Origin of the sequence: Aestuariivivens marinum, assembly GCF_022662175.1 — a bacterium.
Taxonomy (GTDB): Bacteria; Bacteroidota; Bacteroidia; order Flavobacteriales; family Flavobacteriaceae; genus Aestuariivivens; species Aestuariivivens marinum.
Genome location: NZ_JAKMCR010000006.1, coordinates 1 through 19,742 on the forward strand (window position 1 = coordinate 1; position 19,742 = coordinate 19,742).

The following is a 19,742-nucleotide window of genomic DNA, read 5'->3' on the forward strand; positions in this document are numbered from 1 at the left end:
CACAAGCATCATTGGAACCATTATCAATATCCGATGGCGTTATGCTGGCATTGCCACTGGCATCCAACTGAACTGTGATGTCCTGACAGATAGCCGTCGGATCCACATTGTCCTCTACAGTAACTGTGGCCGTACAAGTAGAAACATTGTTGTTGTTGTCCGTCACCGTTAAGGTCACCGTGTTGGGGCCTATATTGCCGCAATCAAAACTGTTCACGTCTATGGCAAGTGACTGAATGCCACAAGCATCATTGGAACCATTATCAATATCCGATGGCGTTATGCTGGCATTGCCACTGGCATCCAACTGAACTGTGATGTCCTGACAGATAGCCGTCGGATCCACATTGTCCTCTACAGTAACTGTTTGCTCACAAGTAGCTGTGTTACCCGATCCATCCGTAACAGTCCAAGTTACAGTTGTGTCTCCTAATGGGAAAACAGCCGGCGCATCATTAACGACACTTGCAACACTACAGTTGTCCGAACCTGTTGGAGTTGAACCTAAATCAACACCACTGGCCGTGCATAAACCAGCATCAACATTAACTAATACATCCGGAGGACAAATAATTGCAGGATTATCATCATCGGTAATTGTAATATCAAAACTACATGATGAGGTATTGCCCCCTGCATCGGTGGCCGTGTAAGTTACAGTCGTCGTTCCCAAAGGAAAAGTGTCTCCTGGACTATGAGTACTAGTAAAGCTCGTTACGCTACAATTATCTGAGACTGTTGGCTCTGTCCAGGTAACTACTGCATTACAGCCACTGGCATCCGTTCCCTGAAATATGTCCGATGGACAACCAGGTACAGGATCTATTAAGTCCTCAACTGTAACTGTAGTAGTATCAGTAATAATGCAACCATTAATATCGGTAATTTCTACAGTAAATATTTCACCATCAACTGCTCCACTAGCTATTGGTGTTTGAGATGTATTATCATCAAAAGTACTAGAACCATTAGAAGACCAAAGCCAAGAAACGGCATCACCACCAGTTTCATTCAAAATTATATCCGCATTTGGACAAGCCGGACTGCTATTCGAAGCAACTGCATTAGGTAATGGGTTTACAACAACCTCAATTGAAGCCGTAAATGTAAAAACAATTTGATGTGTGATTGTAACTTCATAGGTGTAAGTTCCAATGGATAATCCGCTAACTACCGGATCTTGCAGTGTGCTGTTAAAGGAATATCCTCCAGGTCCTGTACCAGTCCAGACAAATGTGTTTGTAGGATCGGTTGCTCCAGTTCCAGAGGGATTTGCCATTAGATTTAGGTCTTCTCCTTCGCATATCGGCGAATTAGAAGATGGCGCTACATAAATACTGCCGCCATTGGCCATTAAATCTGCAAAGCTAAATGGATCATCCTGCCCTCCTCCTTCACCATTGCAGGAGGCAAAAATAGCATCACCAATTCGTAATCTTTTCGAAGAACTACAAGGGATACTATTATCTAAAAAGCCACCTACATCATTAGGGTCATCGGGATCATCTAAAGCCACAATAAAAGCAGCCCCTGCCGGTAAAATAAGGTCTACAGAATTCTCCCAGTCCATGACACCTCCATCATTTGCAAATAATATCAAGGTGTTTAAAAAAGCATCCGCAATTAATTCAATTCTGTCTAAAGGTGGGGTAATACCATCTCCAATGGTTACTGAGCTCATTGATCCAAGAATATCTGAACTTAGAATAATGGTATTTCCCCCTATGACAAATACATCATTTGTTGTCGGACCTAGCGGGTCTCCAGGGTAATAAGTTGCCGCGACCCAAGTAGTTCCGTTATAATATTCCCAATTAGCTGGATCTGTCCAATCCCCATCGCCTATTGAACGATAATCTCCCATTGTCTGGGATAATACTATACCAGATATTAAAAAAACAACCGTGCAAATAATGTTCTTAAAAACAACGTTTATCTCTTTATTTGAGTTTTCAAATGTATTTTGTCTTAAATACTTTTTAAAACGAAGTGTTAAGTGAGGGCTTAACCTAGTTGTTATCATAATTATGAAACCTATAAGTGTTTTCTAAAAATAGAAATATAGATGGAATGATATTTTGTTTCATTATTTTTTTTTAAACATGTTATACACAATTTTATTTCAGGAATTAAGACCATCCTAAAACTTATGGACTATAGTAAATAAAATCACTTTTAATATAATATAAGACACGTAATGCGGTATCTTTTGTTGAAATGATTAATATATTTGCTGAAATTTTTAATATATGTCTTTTTTAAAAGAGATACATCGCAGACGCACCTTTGGTATTATATCTCATCCCGATGCTGGTAAAACAACATTAACCGAAAAATTGTTGCTTTTTGGTGGTGCCATACAAGAAGCAGGCGCTGTAAAAAGTAATAAAATAAAAAAAGGCGCTACCAGCGATTTTATGGAAATTGAGCGCCAAAGAGGTATATCGGTAGCTACTTCTGTATTGGCCTTTGAATATAATGGCACCAAAGTAAATATTTTAGATACACCTGGACATAAAGATTTTGCCGAAGATACCTTTAGAACGCTTACTGCTGTAGATAGTGTTATTGTGGTTATTGATGTAGCCAAAGGGGTTGAGGAACAAACCGAAAAGTTGGTGGAAGTATGCCGTATGCGTAACATTCCTATGATTGTCTTTATTAACAAATTGGATCGGGAAGGAAAAGATGCTTTCGACCTATTGGATGAAGTAGAACAAAAACTGGGCTTAACCGTTTGTCCTTTAAGTTTTCCAATTGGTATGGGTTACGACTTTAAGGGAATCTATAATATATGGGAAAAAAATGTTAATCTTTTCAGCGGTGACAGTCGTAAAAATATAGAAGAAACCGTTGAGATTTCAGATTTACAATCTCAAACATTAGATAAACTAATTGGAGAAATATCGGCTCATACTTTACGTGAAAATCTAGAGTTGGTTGAAGGGATATACCCAAAATTTGACAAAGAAGCATATTTGATTGGTGATTTACAACCTGTCTTTTTTGGTTCGGCATTAAATAATTTTGGCGTAAGGGAATTATTGGACTGCTTTGTTGAAATTGCCCCTAAACCAAGGGCTAAGCAAAGTGAAGAACGTTTGGTAAAACCAGACGAAAATAAGTTTAGTGGCTTTGTATTTAAAATACACGCCAATATGGATCCTAACCACAGAGACCGATTGGCCTTTGTAAAAATTGTTTCCGGCAAGTTTGAGCGTAATAAGCCCTACTTACATGTTAGAAACAACAAAAAAATGAAATTTTCCAGCCCAAATGCTTTTTTTGCTGAAAAGAAAGAAATTGTAGATGTATCCTATCCAGGAGATATTGTTGGTTTACATGATACTGGAAACTTTAAAATTGGCGACACCCTTACTGAAGGAGAAACTATAAATTACAGAGGAATACCAAGTTTCTCACCTGAACACTTCAGATACATAAATAATGCTGATCCTCTAAAATCGAAACAACTTTATAAAGGAATTGACCAGTTAATGGATGAAGGTGTTGCCCAATTGTTTACTCTGGAACTTAACGGCAGAAAAGTAATTGGTACTGTTGGCGCATTACAGTATGAAGTCATTCAATATCGTTTGGAACACGAATATGGTGCCAAGTGTACTTATGAAAATTTAAATGTTCATAAAGCTTGTTGGGTGGATGCTGAAGATGAAAAGAATGAAGAATACAAAGAGTTTATTAGAGTAAAACAACGTTATTTGGCCAAAGACAAGCAAAACCAACTGGTATTCTTGGCTGATTCGGCATTTTCGTTGCAAATGACCCAACAAAAATACCCCAGTATAAAATTTTATTTCACATCTGAATTTAATTAAATACTACCTGTAATTCATCTGTTAATCGTATTTTTTAAACTGTTAACCCAATTTTTTAACCCTTAAATGACCTATTCTTTAACTTTAATAAAGAATCATCACCCCAAAATGATTGAGCCATGGAAGAAGTAAATGACAGAGAATTTAGTAATAATGAGATTACTGTAACCTACGACCCATGTATTTGTACACTCTCTGGAAAATGTGCAAAAGAACTTTCAGATGTTTTTAGCAACTCTGTTATTCCTTGGGTGAATTTAGATAATACGGAGACCAAAAAAATCATACAACAAATTAAAAGATGCCCTTCTGGGGCCTTACAGTATTATCTTAAAAAAGAAGAAAAGCATACAGTTTAAATTCGATAATAAGTGTTGATTATTAAAAAATCCTTTGGATGAGTTTCTTCAAAGGATTTTTTCATTCTATTATACTTAGAGGCTAAAGTCACAAAAACCTAAGGAATAGTCTGTTGCTATAAGTTACATTTCAAGCAACCTCTTTTAAGTGGTATTTGAAAAATTCTCACTAAGCCTGTCCTATTGGTCCAAAATTCAAAGGAATAGCAGGTTGCTCTTTAAAACATTTCAAGCAACCCTTTTTTAAGCGGTATTTGAAAAATTCTCACTAAGCCTGTCCTGTTGGTCCAAAATTCAAAGGTATAGGCGGTTGCTCGTAATCCTTGATTTCCCCATGGGCATTTTCAAACCGTGCCACATTATCACCCAATGCCTTTAGCAATCGCTTGGCATGTTGAGGCGTTAATATAATTCGGGATTTCACCTTATTCTTAGGAACCCCTGGCATGATATTGACAAAATCAATCACAAATTCTGAAACAGAATGATTAATAATAGCCAGATTGGAATAAGTCCCCTCTGCAACCTTCTCATCAAGCTCAATATTGATTTGTCCTTGTTTTTTGTTATCGTTTTCGTTTGCCATAACTGTAAGTTTTAAATATAAAAGCCTTCAGGTTATAATAACTTGAAGGCTTTAGTTTGATAGATTCCCGCCTTCGCGGAAATGAAAAATTCTAGTTGTAATTCAACTCTTGCTTCACTTGCATCATTTCTTCGAACTCCTCTTTAGAACCTACTATAATGTTTGCATAGTTACGCATACCTGTACCTGCTGGAATTCTATGTCCAACAATAACATTTTCCTTCAATCCGTCTAAAGTATCTACCTTACCTGCAACAGCAGCCTCGTTAAGTACTTTTGTTGTTTCTTGGAAAGATGCAGCAGAAATAAATGATTTGGTTTGAAGCGAAGCTCTTGTAATACCTTGTAATATAGGTGTTGCAGTTGCTGGTTGGGCATCCCTAGCTTCAACAAGTTGCTTATCTTCACGACGTAACAGAGAATTTTCATCCCTTAACTGACGTGGAGAAACAATCTGTCCAGCTTTAAGATTGACAGAATCTCCAGCATTTTCAACAACCTTCATCCCAAAAATATCATCATTTTCCTTGATGAAATCTGATTTATGTACTAATTGATCTTCTAAGAATAAGGTGTCCCCTGAATCAATAATCTGTACTTTACGCATCATTTGCCTAACAACAACCTCAAAGTGTTTGTCGTTAATTTTCACCCCTTGTAATCGGTAAACTTCCTGTACTTCGTTTACTAAGTACTGTTGTACTGCAGAAGGTCCTTTTATATTTAGTATGTCGTCTGGAGTTACAGAACCATCAGATAAAGGCATACCGGCTTTTACATAATCATTCTCCTGAACCAAAATTTGATTAGATAGTTTGACCAAGTACTTTTTAACTTCACCTAATTTAGACTCAACAATGATTTCACGGTTACCACGCTTAATCTTACCAAAAGATACTACACCATCAATCTCACTTACTACCGCAGGGTTCGATGGATTACGTGCTTCGAACAACTCGGTAACACGTGGAAGACCACCTGTTATATCCCCAGCCTTAGCCGACTTACGAGGTATTTTTACTAAAATTTTACCTACACTAATCTTCTCACCATCATCAATCATTAAGTGGGCACCAACTGGTAAATTGTAGGAACGGATAACCTCTCCCTTACCATCTTCAACATGAAGCGTTGGAATAAGTTTCTTGTTTCTTGATTCCGAAATCACCTTTTCCTGGAAACCTGTTTGTTCATCTATTTCAACTTGGTAAGTGACCCCTTGTTCAATGTTTTCATATTTTACTTTACCAGCAAATTCTGAAATAATTACACCGTTATATGGATCCCAAGTACAAACCACATCACCTTTCTTAAGTTCATCGCCACTATTTATGTATAATGTTGAACCATAAGGTATGTTATTAGTACTTAATGTAATACCTGTTTTCTTATCTATTAACTTAATTTCAGAAGTACGTGAAATAACGATATCTATTTCATTACCTTCAGCGTCCTTACCTTTTACCGTTTTTAGGTCTTCAATTTCTGCAATACCATCAAACTTAACGGCCAATTTATTTTCTTCTGAAATATTACCTGCAATACCTCCCACGTGGAAGGTACGCAATGTTAACTGTGTACCAGGCTCACCAATAGATTGTGCTGCAACAACACCAACAGCTTCACCTCGCTGTACCATTTTACCTGTAGCTAGATTACGACCGTAACACTTCGCACAAATTCCTTGTAAGGCTTCACAGGTAAGTGCAGAACGCACCTCAATACTTTCTATTGGAGATTCTTCAATCGCTTTAGCAATATCATCTTCAATTAACTGACCAGATGCTACTAACAATTCGTCTGTTAATGGATTATATACATCATTTAAAGACACACGACCTACTATTCTTTCTTCTAGTGTTTCAACAACTTCGTCGTTTTTCTTTAATGGTTCTACTTCAACACCTCTTAAGGTTCCACAGTCTTCAGAATTAATTATCACATCTTGAGACACATCAACCAAACGTCTCGTTAAGTAACCTGCATCAGCAGTTTTAAGAGCCGTATCCGCAAGACCTTTACGTGCACCGTGGGTAGAAATAAAATATTCTAAAATAGAAAGCCCTTCCTTAAAGTTAGAAAGAATCGGGTTTTCAATAATCTCTCCTCCACCAGCGTTTGATTTTTTAGGCTTGGCCATCAATCCACGCATACCGGTAAGCTGACGAATCTGTTCTTTAGATCCACGAGCTCCAGAGTCAAGCATCATGAATACCGAATTAAACCCTTGTTGATCCTCACGAATACGCTTCATGGACAACTCAGTCAACTCTGCATTGGTAGAGGTCCATATATCAATAACCTGATTATAACGTTCATTATTTGTAATCAGTCCCATATTATAGTTGGCCATAATACCATCTACTTGCTGGTTAGCACTGACTATCATGTTTTGTTTTTCTGGCGGAATGATAATATCTCCCAAACTAAATGATAAACCGCCTTGGAATGCAAACTGGAATCCTAAAGTTCTAATCGCATCCAAGAAATCAGCTGTTTCAGGAACTGAAGTCACTTTAAGAATATCCCCAATAATATCTCTCAACGATTTTTTAGTTAATACCTGATTGATATAACCCGCTGCCTGAGGTACATGTTGGTTAAACAACACACGGCCAACAGTAGTTTCAATAATCATTGGCTCTAACTTACCATCTTGGTTAATATCCAATGTTCTTACCTTAATACCTGCATTTAGGTGAACTTTCTTTTCGTTGAACGCAATTTCTACTTCCTCTGGAGAATAGAATGTTAATCCTTCTCCTTTAATTGGATTATCTGGTGTAGACTTACGCTCTTTGGTCATATAATACAACCCAAGAACCATGTCCTGAGACGGTACCGTAACTGGGGAACCATTCGCTGGGTTAAGGATATTATGTGATGCCAACATTAATAGCTGACACTCTAAAATAGCCTCTGGCCCTAACGGTAAGTGTACCGCCATTTGGTCACCATCAAAATCCGCATTAAATGCCGTACATACTAATGGATGTAACTGAATAGCTTTTCCCTCAATTAATTTTGGTTGAAAAGCTTGAATACCCAAACGGTGTAAGGTAGGAGCACGGTTTAGCAATACTGGATGGCCTTTAAGCACATTTTCCAAGATATCCCAAACCACAGGCTCTCTTTTGTCTATAATTTTCTTTGCAGATTTAACAGTCTTAACAATACCTCTTTCAATTAATTTTCTGATGACGAAAGGCTTATAAAGCTCTGCTGCCATATTCTTTGGCAATCCACACTCATATAATTTTAATTCTGGACCTACAACAATTACCGAACGTGCAGAATAATCAACACGCTTACCTAAAAGGTTTTGACGAAAACGGCCTTGTTTACCTTTAAGGGAATCAGATAAAGATTTTAATGGTCTGTTAGAATCAGTTTTTACAGCTGAAGACTTACGTGTATTATCGAATAACGAATCTACAGATTCCTGCAACATACGTTTTTCGTTACGTAAGATTACTTCTGGAGCTTTGATTTCCACCAAACGTTTCAAACGGTTATTACGGATAATTACCCTTCTGTATAAGTCGTTCAAATCGGACGTAGCGAAACGACCTCCATCTAACGGTACTAACGGACGTAATTCAGGTGGAATTACCGGAATAACTTTCATAATCATCCACTCTGGACGATTTTCGCGATTGTTGTTAGCTTCGCGTAAAGCTTCAACCACCTGCAAACGTTTTAAAGCTTCTGTTTTACGTTGTTTAGACGTTTCAGTATTGGCTTTATGGCGTAATTCGTATGACAAAGATTCTAAATCGATTCTTGCCAACAACTCTATTAAACATTCGGCACCCATTTTAGCCAAGAACTTATTAGGATCGGTATCGTCTAAATACTGATTATCCTGCGGTAATGATTCAAGAATGTTTAAATATTCTTCTTCCGTTAGGAAATCCATTTTTTGCAATGGTTCCCCTTCTTCATTTTTAGCTATACCTGGTTGAATAACTACGTAACGTTCGTAGTATATAATCATATCTAATTTCTTAGATGGTAAGCCTAACAAATAACCTATTTTGTTAGGTAATGAACGGAAATACCAAATATGGGCCACAGGAACCACTAAGTTAATGTGTCCTACGCGATCACGACGCACTTTCTTTTCAGTAACCTCTACACCACAACGGTCACAAACAATACCCTTATAGCGAATACGCTTATATTTTCCACAGGCACATTCATAATCCTTTACCGGACCAAAAATACGCTCGCAAAACAAACCATCACGTTCTGGTTTGTGTGTTCGATAATTAATAGTTTCTGGCTTTAAAACCTCACCATTAGACTCTGCTAAAATAGACTCTGGTGAAGCCAAACCAATTGAGATTTTGTTAAACCTCTTTACTGCGTTCTTATCTTGTTTTCTTGCCATAATATATGGTTGAAATGATTTTTAATTAACTACTCCTCTAATCTGATATCTAACCCTAGGCCTTTCAATTCGTGCATCAATACGTTGAATGACTCAGGTAGTCCTGGATCTGGCATTGGTTCACCTTTTACAATACTTTCGTATGTTTTTGCCCTTCCAATTACATCATCTGATTTTACGGTTAAAATCTCACGTAAAGTACTTGAAGCACCATAAGCTTCAAGTGCCCAAACTTCCATCTCACCAAAACGTTGACCACCAAATTGTGCTTTACCACCTAGAGGCTGTTGTGTAATTAATGAGTAAGGTCCTATAGAACGTGCATGCATCTTATCGTCTACCATATGTCCTAACTTCAACATGTAGATAACGCCCACTGTCGCTGCTTGGTCAAAACGTTCACCAGTACCACCGTCATATAAATGTGTATGACCATAACGTGGAATACCGGCTTCATCAGTCAATTCATTAATCTGATCGATGGTTGCTCCGTCAAAAATAGGGGTCGCAAATTTACGTCCTAATTTTTGTCCTGCCCATCCAAGAACGGTTTCATAAATCTGACCAATGTTCATACGTGACGGCACACCAAGTGGATTCAGTACAATATCAACAGGCGTTCCGTCTTCCAAGAATGGCATATCCTCTTCTCGTACAATACGAGCTACAATACCTTTGTTTCCGTGACGTCCGGCCATTTTATCTCCTACTTTAAGTTTACGTTTTTTAGCAATATAAACTTTAGCCAACTTAATGATTCCAGCTGGTAACTCATCACCTACAGAAATGGTAAACTTCTCACGACGCAAAGCTCCTTGCAAATCGTTTTCCTTTATCTTATAGTTATGCAGTAAATCGGCTACTAACTGATTAGTATGATCATCTGTAGTCCATTTTCCTGACACTAAATGTGCATAATCATCAACAGCATTTAACATTTTAAGTGTGAATTTTTTACCTTTTGGCAATACTTCTTCACCTAAATCGTTGTATACACCTTGAGCCGTTTTGCCATTTACTATAGCAAAAAGTTTATCGATTAAAACGTTCTTTAAGTCATCAAACTTAGCATCGTAAACACCTTCTAATTGTAATATATCGTCTTTGTCCTGAGCACGTTTTCTCTTATCTTTAACGGCTCTGGCAAATAACTTTTTATCGATTACAACACCATTTAATGATGGAGACGCTTTTAAAGAGGCATCTTTTACATCTCCTGCCTTATCACCAAATATTGCACGTAATAACTTTTCTTCTGGTGTTGGGTCGCTTTCCCCTTTTGGTGTAATTTTACCAATAAGAATATCGCCTGGTTTTACTTCTGCACCAACACGAATCATTCCATTTTCATCTAAATCCTTTGTGGCTTCTTCTGAAACATTTGGAATATCGTTGGTAAGTTCTTCATTACCAAGTTTAGTATCCCTTACCTCTAACGAATATTCGTCAATATGTATTGAGGTAAATATATCCTCACGAACAACCTTTTCAGAAATCACAATCGCATCCTCGAAGTTATAACCTTTCCAAGGCATAAAGGCTACTTTCATATTTCTTCCAAGTGCCAACTCACCACTTTGTGTTGCATATCCTTCACACAACACTTGACCTTTAGTTACCTTATCACCTTTAACCACAATTGGCTTTAAGTTAATAGAAGTCCCTTGGTTTGTTTTTCTGAACTTCACCAATTCGTAAGTTTTAATATCACTATCAAAACTTACCTTAGCTTCATCTTCTGAGCGTTCGTATTTAATTTTTATTTCGTTTGCATCTACATAAAGCACCTCTCCATTTCCTTCAGCATTAATCAATACCCTAGAGTCTGATGCTACTTGACGCTCTAAACCGGTACCAACAATTGGTGATTGCGGTAATAATAATGGTACGGCCTGACGCATCATGTTCGATCCCATCAAAGCACGGTTTGCATCATCATGTTCCAAGAACGGAATTAAAGATGCCGAAATAGAAGCTATTTGATTAGGTGCTACATCGGTATAATGTACATTATCTGGTTCGGTAACAGGAAAATCACCCTCCATTCTAGAAATTACCTTATCATGCAATATCTTTCCAATATCATCTACCTTTACTGTTGCCTGAGCAATCAATTTTTCTTCTTCTTCTTCTGCACTTAAATATACAGGAGCTCCTTTGATATCAACAACCCCATTTTCAACAGGGCGGTAAGGCGTTTCTATGAATCCCATGGAATTCACCTTAGCATATACAGCAAGTGAAGAGATCAATCCAATGTTTGGTCCTTCAGGTGTTTCAATAGGACATAAACGACCATAGTGTGTGTAGTGAACATCACGCACCTCAAAACCAGCTCTTTCACGGGAAAGACCACCTGGTCCTAAAGCAGATAAACGACGCTTATGGGTTATCTCTGCCAATGGATTGGTTTGATCCATAAACTGAGACAACTGGTTTGTACCAAAGAATGAATTGATTACAGACGATAAGGTCTTGGCGTTAATCAAATCGATAGGTGTAAACACCTCATTATCACGAACGTTCATACGCTCACGAATGGTACGTGCCATACGCGCTAAACCAACACCAAATTGTTGTGATAATTGCTCACCTACTGTTCGTACACGACGGTTTGATAAATGATCAATATCATCAATCTCTGCCTTAGAATTGATTAGCTCAATTAAATATTTTATAATGGTAATGATATCTTCCTTGGTAAGCACTTGCTTATCCATTCCTATATCAAGACCTAATTTTTTATTCATTCTGTAACGACCAACTTCGCCTAAAGAATAACGTTGGTCACTAAAGAATAATTTATCAATAATACCACGAGCCGTTTCTTCATCTGGTGGCTCTGCATTACGTAACTGACGGTAAATATGTTCAACCGCTTCCTTTTCGGAATTCGTTGGATCCTTTTGAAGTGTGTTATGAATTATAGCATAATCACCTTGCTCTGAAGTTTCCTTGTGTAAAAGGATTGTTTTTACTTCAGCATCAAGAATTTCTTCAATATTTTCTTTATCTAAAACGGTATCACGATCCAACACAATTTCGTTACGTTCGATAGAAACAACTTCTCCTGTATCTTCATCAACAAAATCCTCATGCCATGTATTAAGTACACGTGCTGCAAGCTTGCGCCCTAAATATTTCTTTAATCCAGTTTTAGAAACCTTAACTTCTTCAGCTAAATCAAAAATTTCTAGGATATCCTTATCACGCTCAAAACCAATAGCACGGAAAAGAGTTGTTACAGGTAATTTTTTCTTTCTATCGATGTATGCATACATTACTTGGTTGATGTCTGTAGCAAACTCTATCCAAGACCCTTTAAACGGTATAACCCTTGCAGAGTATAACTTGGTTCCATTCGCATGGAACGATTGACCAAAGAACACCCCTGGTGAACGGTGTAATTGGGAAACAACTACACGCTCGGCTCCGTTAATAACAAATGTACCACTAGGTGTCATGTAAGGTATAGTTCCTAAGTACACATCTTGAACAATGGTCTCGAAATCTTCATGTTCAGGGTCTGTACAATACAACTTTAACCTTGCCTTTAGCGGAACGCTATAAGTTAATCCCCTCTCAATACATTCTTCAATAGTATATCTTGGTGGATCTACGAAATAATCTAAAAATTCTAATACGAATTGATTACGTGAATCTGTAATTGGAAAGTTTTCCATGAAGGTATTATACAACCCTTCATCACCTCTTTCTTCAGATTTAGTTTCTAATTGGAAAAAATCCTGGAAGGACTTAATCTGAATATCCAAGAAATCTGGATATTCCGTTCTATTTACAATAGATGAGAAATTTAATCTTTCAGCTTGTGTTGACAACATCAATGGACGAAATTTTGATTAAAAAAATAGTGATAGTGCCTATAAACACTAGTAAAACGGACTAAATAGCAATTTTAAAATCAATTTACTATTAAGTGCCTTTTTGGGTATATCATTATATACGCAAAATGGTTTAGGACTTATCCCGCATTAGCGGGACAGACCTAAACCTTTGTATTGTTTGGGTTTTAAGCTTACTTAAGCTCAACCTCAGCTCCTGCTTCTTCTAAAGAAGATTTTAAACCTTCAGCTTCGTCTTTAGAAACACCTTCTTTAATTGCGCTAGGTGCACTGTCAACTAATTCTTTAGCTTCTTTTAATCCTAAACCAGTTAATTCCTTAACTAATTTTACAACTGCTAATTTAGAAGCACCAGCTGCTTTTAATATTACGTCAAACTCAGTTTGAGCTTCACCAGCGTCGTCTCCACCAGCAGCAGGACCAGCAGCAACTGCTACAGCTGCAGCAGCAGGCTCTATACCATACTCATCTTTTAATATAGTAGCTAACTCGTTTACTTCTTTTACTGTTAAGTTAACTAATTGTTCTGCGAAATCTTTTAAATCTGCCATTTTTCTATCGTTTTAATAAATTTTTAATTTTAATATAATTGTAATAAAGTGCGTACTTTGTTATTACTATCCTTCTTTTTCGGATAGGGTTTTAATAATACCAGCAAGTTTTCCTCCACTTGATTGAAGTGCTGAAACCACATTTTTGGCTGGAGATTGTAATAATGTAATAATATCTCCTATCAATTCTTCTCTAGACTTAATGTCTACAAGAGTATCTAATTGATCATCACCAATGTAAATAGCTTCTTCAATAAAAGCACCTTTTAACAAAGGTTTATCAGACTTCTTTCTGAAGGTTTTAATAACCTTTGCTGGTGCATTACCAGTTTCGGAATACATTACCGAAGTATTACCTTTTAATACTGTAGGAAGCTCTCCAAACTCTTTGTCTGAAGCTTCCATCGCTTTTGCAAGTAATGTGTTCTTAACAACTGCTAGTTTAATATTTGCCTTAAAACAAGCACGTCTTAAATCTGAAGTCGTTCCTGCATTTAATCCAGAAATATCAGCCAAATAAATATTTGGGTTTTCGGCTAATTGTGCAGTTAAGTCTTCAATTATTTGTGATTTTTCTTCTCTTGTCATAATAAAAGTTTTTAACTATAATTAACCTATTTTTGGATCTACTGCAACACTTGGACTCATTGTACTAGATAAGTGAATACTCTTAACGTAAGTACCTTTAGCAGCAGTTGGTTTCAATTTTATTAATGTATTGATTAATTCGTGTGCATTACCAGCAATTTTATCGGCACTAAATGATGCCTTACCAATTGCGGCATGAACGATACCGGTTTTATCAACTTTAAAGTCAATTTTACCAGCTTTTACCTCACTAACAGCTTTAGCAACATCCATAGTTACTGTACCCGTTTTCGGGTTAGGCATTAAACCACGAGGTCCTAAAATACGTCCTAATGGTCCTAACTTACCCATAACACTTGGCATAGTAATAATAACATCTACATCGGTCCAACCACCTTTGATTTTATCAAGGTATTCATCTAAACCAACATAGTCCGCACCAGCTTCTTTTGCTTCTGCTTCTTTGTCTGGAGTAACTAATGCTAAAACTTTCATGTCTTTACCAGTACCGTGAGGAAGCGATACAACACCTCTCACCATTTGATTTGCTTTTCTTGGATCTACACCTAATCGAACAGCAATATCTACCGATGCATCAAATTTTGTATTGGTAATATCTTTCACTAAAGCAGATGCTTCATCTAATGAATATAATCTGCCCTTTTCTATTTTTGCTAAAGCTTCTTTTTGCTTTCTTGTTAATCTTGCCATTTTTTAATGTCTTTAATAGATTAAGAAGGGAACTGCCCTGTTACGGTTATACCCATCGATCTTGCGGTACCAGCAACCATTTTCATAGCAGATTCAACAGTAAATGCATTTAAATCCTGCATTTTGTCTTCAGCTATGGTCTTGATTTGATCCCACGAAACTTTAGCTACTTTCTTTCGGTTTGGTTCTCCTGAACCTTTCTTTACTTTGGCCGCTTCTAATAATTGTACTGCAGCTGGAGGTGTTTTAATAACAAAGTCGAACGACTTGTCTTTGTAAACAGAGATAACAACAGGCAATACCTTACCTGGTTTATCCTGGGTTCTCGCGTTAAATTGCTTACAGAACTCCATAATGTTTACTCCAGCAGCACCTAAAGCGGGTCCAACCGGTGGCGACGGATTCGCAGCACCTCCCCGAACTTGTAACTTAACTACTTTACTTAATTCTTTTGCCATTTTTAATAATTTAAGTCGGTATAGCTCTTAATTTTTGGAAGCGTAAGATTTATACCTATATATAATGTAACAATTATTATACTTTTTCAACTTGCATATAACTTAGCTCTAATGGTGTTTTTCTTCCAAAAATCTTAACCATTACCTCTAGTTTACGCTTTTCTTCATTTATCTTTTCTATAGTACCATCAAATCCATTGAAAGGCCCATCGATTACTTTTACTGTTTCTCCTTTAGTAAATGGTATAGCTACATTTGCTGTTTCCTCAACCGAAAGTTCATCCACCTTACCTAACATTCTGTTAACCTCAGACTGTCTTAACGGTACAGGATCACCCCCTTTTGTTTCACCTAAAAAACCAATAACATTGGTAACAGATCTTATAATATGGGGAATCTCACCAGATAAATTGGCCTGTATCATAATATATCCTGGGAAAAAAACTTTTTCTTTACTAATTTTTTTTCCATTACGGATTTGTATTACTTTTTCGGTAGGCACTAAAACCTGATCAACATAATCTTGTAAACCTAATCGCGTAATTTCGTTCTCGATATAGGTTTTAATTTTGTTTTCCTGACCACTTACAGCCCTAACTACATACCATTTTTTTTCACTTACTTCAGACATAATTCCGTTTTAGCCGTTAGTTAATCAAATCAAAGTAAAGTGTAATAACTTTGCTAAAAACTGTATCTACACCCCAAATAGCTAGTGAAAAAATAATTGAAAAAACAGCCACAAGAACTGTTAGTCTTTGAGCTTCTGCCCAAGGTGTCCATGTCACATTGTTCTTTAATTCTTCAAATGATTCCTTAATATAATTTACTATTCCAGCCATTTGTTTATTTTTTTTAAGCACTACAACTGTGTAGCCCATTTGGGATTCCAACTTTCTCTTTCGCACACCTAGATTTCGCCCGGTGCAGATTTGTTTAGAGACTTGCTTCGACTACGCTCAGCATAAACTTCTCGCTCACAATCCTTTGCTTCGCACGGGTTGAGAGACTCGAACTCCCGACACCTGGTTTTGGAGACCAGTGCTCTACCAACTGAGCTAAACCCGTAATTATAAGTCAAAAGGCATCACGCATATAGCGTGATACCTTAAGTCTTTATTTATAAACTAGTTTTGTATTAGTCTAAAATTTCAGTTACCTGACCAGCACCAACTGTTCTACCACCTTCACGGATAGCGAAACGTAAACCTACGTTCATTGCAATTGGTTGAATTAAGTCTACAGTAATGGTTAAGTTATCACCTGGCATAACCATTTCAACACCATCTGGAAGGGAAATATTTCCTGTTACATCAGTTGTACGTACGTAGAACTGTGGACGATAATTGTTGTGGAATGGCGTGTGACGACCACCTTCTTCTTTCTTAAGGATATAAACCTCAGCTTTGAATTGTTTGTGTGGCGTTACAGAACCAGGCTTCGTAATAACCATCCCTCTAGAGATTTGATTTTTATCAATACCTCTTAATAAGATACCTGCGTTATCACCAGCTTCACCTCTATCTAATATTTGGCGGAACATCTCGATACCAGTAATAGTAGAAGTTAACTTCTCTGCACCCATACCAATAATTTCTACTGGATCTCCAGTATTAGCTACACCTGTCTCAATTCTACCAGTTGCAACAGTACCACGACCAGTAATAGAGAATACATCTTCGATAGGCATTAAGAAAGGCTTATCCATATCTCTTTCTGGCTCTTCAATCCAAGTATCACAAGCTTCCATTAATTCCATTACTGTATCTACCCATTTTTGTTCACCGTTAAGTGCACCTAAAGCAGAACCAGAAATTACAGGACCGTTATCTCCATCGTACTCATAGAAGTTTAGCAAATCTCTAACTTCCATATCAACAAGCTCTAAAAGCTCCTCATCATCCACCATATCAACTTTGTTTAAGAAAACAACGATACGAGGAATACCTACTTGACGACCTAAAAGGATGTGCTCACGAGTTTGTGGCATAGGACCATCAGTAGCAGCAACAACCAAAATAGCACCATCCATTTGTGCAGCACCAGTTACCATGTTCTTAACGTAATCGGCGTGACCTGGACAGTCAACGTGTGCATAGTGACGATTCGCAGTTTGGTATTCTACGTGAGACGTATTAATTGTAATACCTCTTTCTTTTTCTTCAGGAGCGTTATCAATTTGATCAAATGACTTAGCTTCTGATAAACCTGCGTCTGCCAATACTTTAGTAATAGCAGCTGTTAAAGTTGTTTTACCGTGATCTACGTGTCCAATTGTACCTATATTTAAGTGTGGTTTTGAACGATCAAAAGTTCCTTTTGCCATGTTAAAATAATTTAATCTTAGTTATATAATAATATTAGTGTATTTATAAATGTCTATTTAAAAACAGAGCCAATGACGGGATTTGAACCCGTGACCTCTTCCTTACCAAGGAAACGCTCTACCCCTGAGCTACACCGGCAATTTGTGTTTCAGGTTTTACGTTAAAAGTCTCAAGTTTAGCTCAAAAACCTTAAACTTTTAAAACTTGAAACCTTTAACTTCAAGTTTTGAGCGGGAGACCGGGTTCGAACCGGCGACATTCAGCTTGGAAGGCTGACGCTCTACCAACTGAGCTACTCCCGCAATTTAGCAAGCACAAACCTGCTTGGTTTTATTAATGGATTATCTCGCTTCGCTTAATGATCCTAGATTGGCGACCCAATCTAAATAATTTCTAAACGCAACTTTACAAAAGTGAACTTTTGACAGATACTTATTAGAAATTATAAGTGGGAAGAGCAGGATTCGAACCTGCGAAGGTGAAAACCAACAGATTTACAGTCTGTCCTCGTTGGCCGCTTGAGTATCTTCCCATTTTATTTATAATTCCAATATTTAAAAGAACAAAATCCAAATTATCAACTTTAAATCCCTTTCTTTAAGAAATTAAAGAGCCTCCAGAGGGACTCGAACCCACGACCTGCTGATTACAAATCAGCTGCTCTAGCCAGCTGAGCTATGGAGGCTTTTACCTACTTTTTTTTCACAAAAAAAGCCCGCTATTTCTAACGGACTGCAAATGTATATATTTATTTTTTTATTCAAAACATTTTTTTTAAAATATTTATTAGGAATGCGCCCTTAATTTTTCTTTTCGTTTTATGAGCTGTCTTTCTAACGATGATACTGCCATATCGGCTCCTTCCTCAAAAGTTTTGCATTGCTTTTTTACCACATAACTATCACCAGGGACACTAACCTTTGCTTCAAATATTTTATTCTCCTTGTCACTTGTGTTTTCTACCTTTAAATACACATCCGATTGTATAACTTTATCATAAAACAATTCTAACTTATCCATTCGCTTTTGAATAAAATCCAACAATTTTTTGTCAGCATTAAAATTTACCGATTGCGTGTTTACTTTCATATTACTACTTTTTTTTTTGGTTAGACAATAATAATGAATACTATTTTTTACTTCTTGGGTGCGCTTTTACGTGTACTTTTTTCAACTCTAAAATGCTATTATGAGTGTATACTTGAGTCGCAGCTAAACTAGAATGTCCAAGAAGTTCTTTAACAGCATTTAGATCGGCACCTTGGTTTAATAAATGGGTCGCAAAAGAGTGTCGTAATATGTGCGGACTCTTTTTCACTTTAGAAGATGCTTTACTAAAATAATTATTTATTATTCTGTACACAAGCGTTTCATAAATTTTTACTCCTTTTTTAGTCAAAAATAAATGCTCTTTGTCTACTATTTGTAGCAGGTCATCTCTAAATACTAAATATTCGCACATGGTTTGTAAGGTAATATCCAATAAAGGTACAATACGCTCTTTGTTTCTTTTACCTAAAACCTTTAATGTTTTATTATGAACATTAACATTACTAAGTTTTAAGTTAATTAATTCTATTCTTCGGATTCCAGTTGAGTAAAACAACTCTACAATTAATTTGTCCCTATAGCCTTCAAAACTGGAATCAAAAATCAAGTCGTCCAAAACCGTATTAATTTCGGTTTCCGAAAACGGTACCTGTACTTTCTTCCGCATTTTTAAGGCTTTATGTTTGGCTAAGGGGTTTACTTCCAACTCACCTATTTTTAATAGGAATTTACAATAGGTGTTGAGTGAAGAAATTTTTCTGTTTATGCTTCTATTTGAGATGTTTTTTTCAACCAATGATACTATCCAGTTTCGAATTTGACCATAATTAACCTGATTGATATCACTGTAACCAAACTCTATCTCAATAAATTCTGAAAAGCTTTCGATGTCCTTAGTGTAAGCTTTTACAGTTAAAGCTGAATAGTTTTTTTCCAACGACAAGTAATCTGTAAAAGGTTTTAGAAAGTTCAAGGTTTGTGTAGTTTGAAGCTTAAAGTTATAAAAAACTGGTTTCA

Annotated in this window: 15 protein-coding genes and 5 tRNA genes; 2 read left to right on the plus strand and 18 right to left on the minus strand. The window is 36.8% G+C overall.

The window, feature by feature from the left end; genetic code table 11:
• Window positions 1–2,023, minus strand: a 2,023-nt coding sequence (locus tag MR053_RS12385; protein WP_242132744.1) for an HYR domain-containing protein, incomplete at its 3' end; no start/stop codon positions are given.
• 226 nt (window positions 2,024–2,249) lie between these two features.
• Between MR053_RS12385 and MR053_RS12390 the strand changes: the two genes are divergently transcribed.
• A complete protein-coding gene (locus tag MR053_RS12390) occupies window positions 2,250–3,839 on the plus strand; it encodes a peptide chain release factor 3 (protein ID WP_242132745.1) in 1,590 nt (529 codons plus the stop codon).
• Window positions 3,840–3,958: 119 nt separating this feature from the next.
• Entirely contained in the window at window positions 3,959–4,198 is a 240-nt protein-coding gene (locus MR053_RS12395; protein WP_242132746.1) for a (4Fe-4S)-binding protein, read from the plus strand.
• A gap of 268 nt (window positions 4,199–4,466) precedes the next feature.
• Here the strand turns inward: MR053_RS12395 and MR053_RS12400 are convergent, their stop codons facing one another.
• From MR053_RS12400 to MR053_RS12480, 17 genes are all read right to left on the minus strand, one after another.
• Window positions 4,467–4,784 (minus strand): DUF3467 domain-containing protein, encoded by a 318-nt coding sequence (locus tag MR053_RS12400; RefSeq protein ID WP_242132747.1) that lies wholly within the window; start codon window positions 4,782–4,784, stop codon window positions 4,467–4,469.
• A 91-nt stretch (window positions 4,785–4,875) separates the two neighbouring features.
• Window positions 4,876–9,177, minus strand: a complete 4,302-nt coding sequence (rpoC, locus tag MR053_RS12405; protein WP_242132748.1) for a DNA-directed RNA polymerase subunit beta' — start codon at window positions 9,175–9,177, stop codon at window positions 4,876–4,878.
• A 29-nt stretch (window positions 9,178–9,206) separates the two neighbouring features.
• Window positions 9,207–13,019 carry a DNA-directed RNA polymerase subunit beta gene (gene rpoB, locus MR053_RS12410; protein ID WP_223551060.1) on the minus strand — a complete coding sequence of 1,271 codons (3,813 nt, stop codon included), beginning with the start codon at window positions 13,017–13,019 and terminating at the stop codon, window positions 9,207–9,209.
• 194 nt (window positions 13,020–13,213) lie between these two features.
• Window positions 13,214–13,591, minus strand: a complete 378-nt coding sequence (rplL, locus tag MR053_RS12415; RefSeq protein WP_223551059.1) for a 50S ribosomal protein L7/L12 — start codon at window positions 13,589–13,591, stop codon at window positions 13,214–13,216.
• Between the two features lie 66 nt (window positions 13,592–13,657).
• Window positions 13,658–14,179: a 50S ribosomal protein L10 gene (gene rplJ, locus MR053_RS12420; protein WP_242132749.1), complete on the minus strand. Its 522-nt coding sequence runs from the start codon at window positions 14,177–14,179 to the stop codon at window positions 13,658–13,660.
• A 21-nt stretch (window positions 14,180–14,200) separates the two neighbouring features.
• Window positions 14,201–14,890, minus strand: coding sequence for a 50S ribosomal protein L1 (gene rplA / locus MR053_RS12425; protein ID WP_242132750.1), 690 nt, complete (start codon window positions 14,888–14,890; stop codon window positions 14,201–14,203).
• Between the two features lie 20 nt (window positions 14,891–14,910).
• A complete protein-coding gene (rplK, locus tag MR053_RS12430) occupies window positions 14,911–15,348 on the minus strand; it encodes a 50S ribosomal protein L11 (RefSeq protein ID WP_223551053.1) in 438 nt (145 codons plus the stop codon).
• Window positions 15,349–15,424: 76 nt separating this feature from the next.
• Complete coding sequence (gene nusG / locus MR053_RS12435) at window positions 15,425–15,979, minus strand: transcription termination/antitermination protein NusG (RefSeq protein WP_223551051.1); 555 nt, start codon at window positions 15,977–15,979, stop codon at window positions 15,425–15,427.
• Between the two features lie 16 nt (window positions 15,980–15,995).
• Window positions 15,996–16,190 (minus strand): preprotein translocase subunit SecE, encoded by a 195-nt coding sequence (gene secE / locus MR053_RS12440; protein WP_242132751.1) that lies wholly within the window; start codon window positions 16,188–16,190, stop codon window positions 15,996–15,998.
• Window positions 16,191–16,343: 153 nt separating this feature from the next.
• Window positions 16,344–16,416: transfer RNA gene (locus MR053_RS12445), tRNA-Trp, on the minus strand.
• A 70-nt stretch (window positions 16,417–16,486) separates the two neighbouring features.
• Window positions 16,487–17,674, minus strand: coding sequence for an elongation factor Tu (gene tuf / locus MR053_RS12450; RefSeq protein WP_242132752.1), 1,188 nt, complete (start codon window positions 17,672–17,674; stop codon window positions 16,487–16,489).
• 67 nt (window positions 17,675–17,741) lie between these two features.
• Window positions 17,742–17,813 (minus strand) — tRNA-Thr (locus MR053_RS12455).
• A gap of 91 nt (window positions 17,814–17,904) precedes the next feature.
• Window positions 17,905–17,977: transfer RNA gene (locus tag MR053_RS12460), tRNA-Gly, on the minus strand.
• 147 nt (window positions 17,978–18,124) lie between these two features.
• Window positions 18,125–18,207: transfer RNA gene (locus tag MR053_RS12465), tRNA-Tyr, on the minus strand.
• A 79-nt stretch (window positions 18,208–18,286) separates the two neighbouring features.
• Window positions 18,287–18,360, minus strand: a tRNA-Thr gene (locus tag MR053_RS12470).
• A gap of 101 nt (window positions 18,361–18,461) precedes the next feature.
• Window positions 18,462–18,764, minus strand: a complete 303-nt coding sequence (gene hpf / locus MR053_RS12475) for a ribosome hibernation-promoting factor, HPF/YfiA family (RefSeq protein WP_242132753.1) — start codon at window positions 18,762–18,764, stop codon at window positions 18,462–18,464.
• A gap of 40 nt (window positions 18,765–18,804) precedes the next feature.
• The gene (locus MR053_RS12480) at window positions 18,805–19,698 is read right to left on the minus strand and encodes a tyrosine-type recombinase/integrase (protein ID WP_242132754.1); all 894 of its coding nucleotides are present in this window, start codon (window positions 19,696–19,698) and stop codon (window positions 18,805–18,807) included.
• Window positions 19,699–19,742 lie beyond the last annotated feature (44 nt).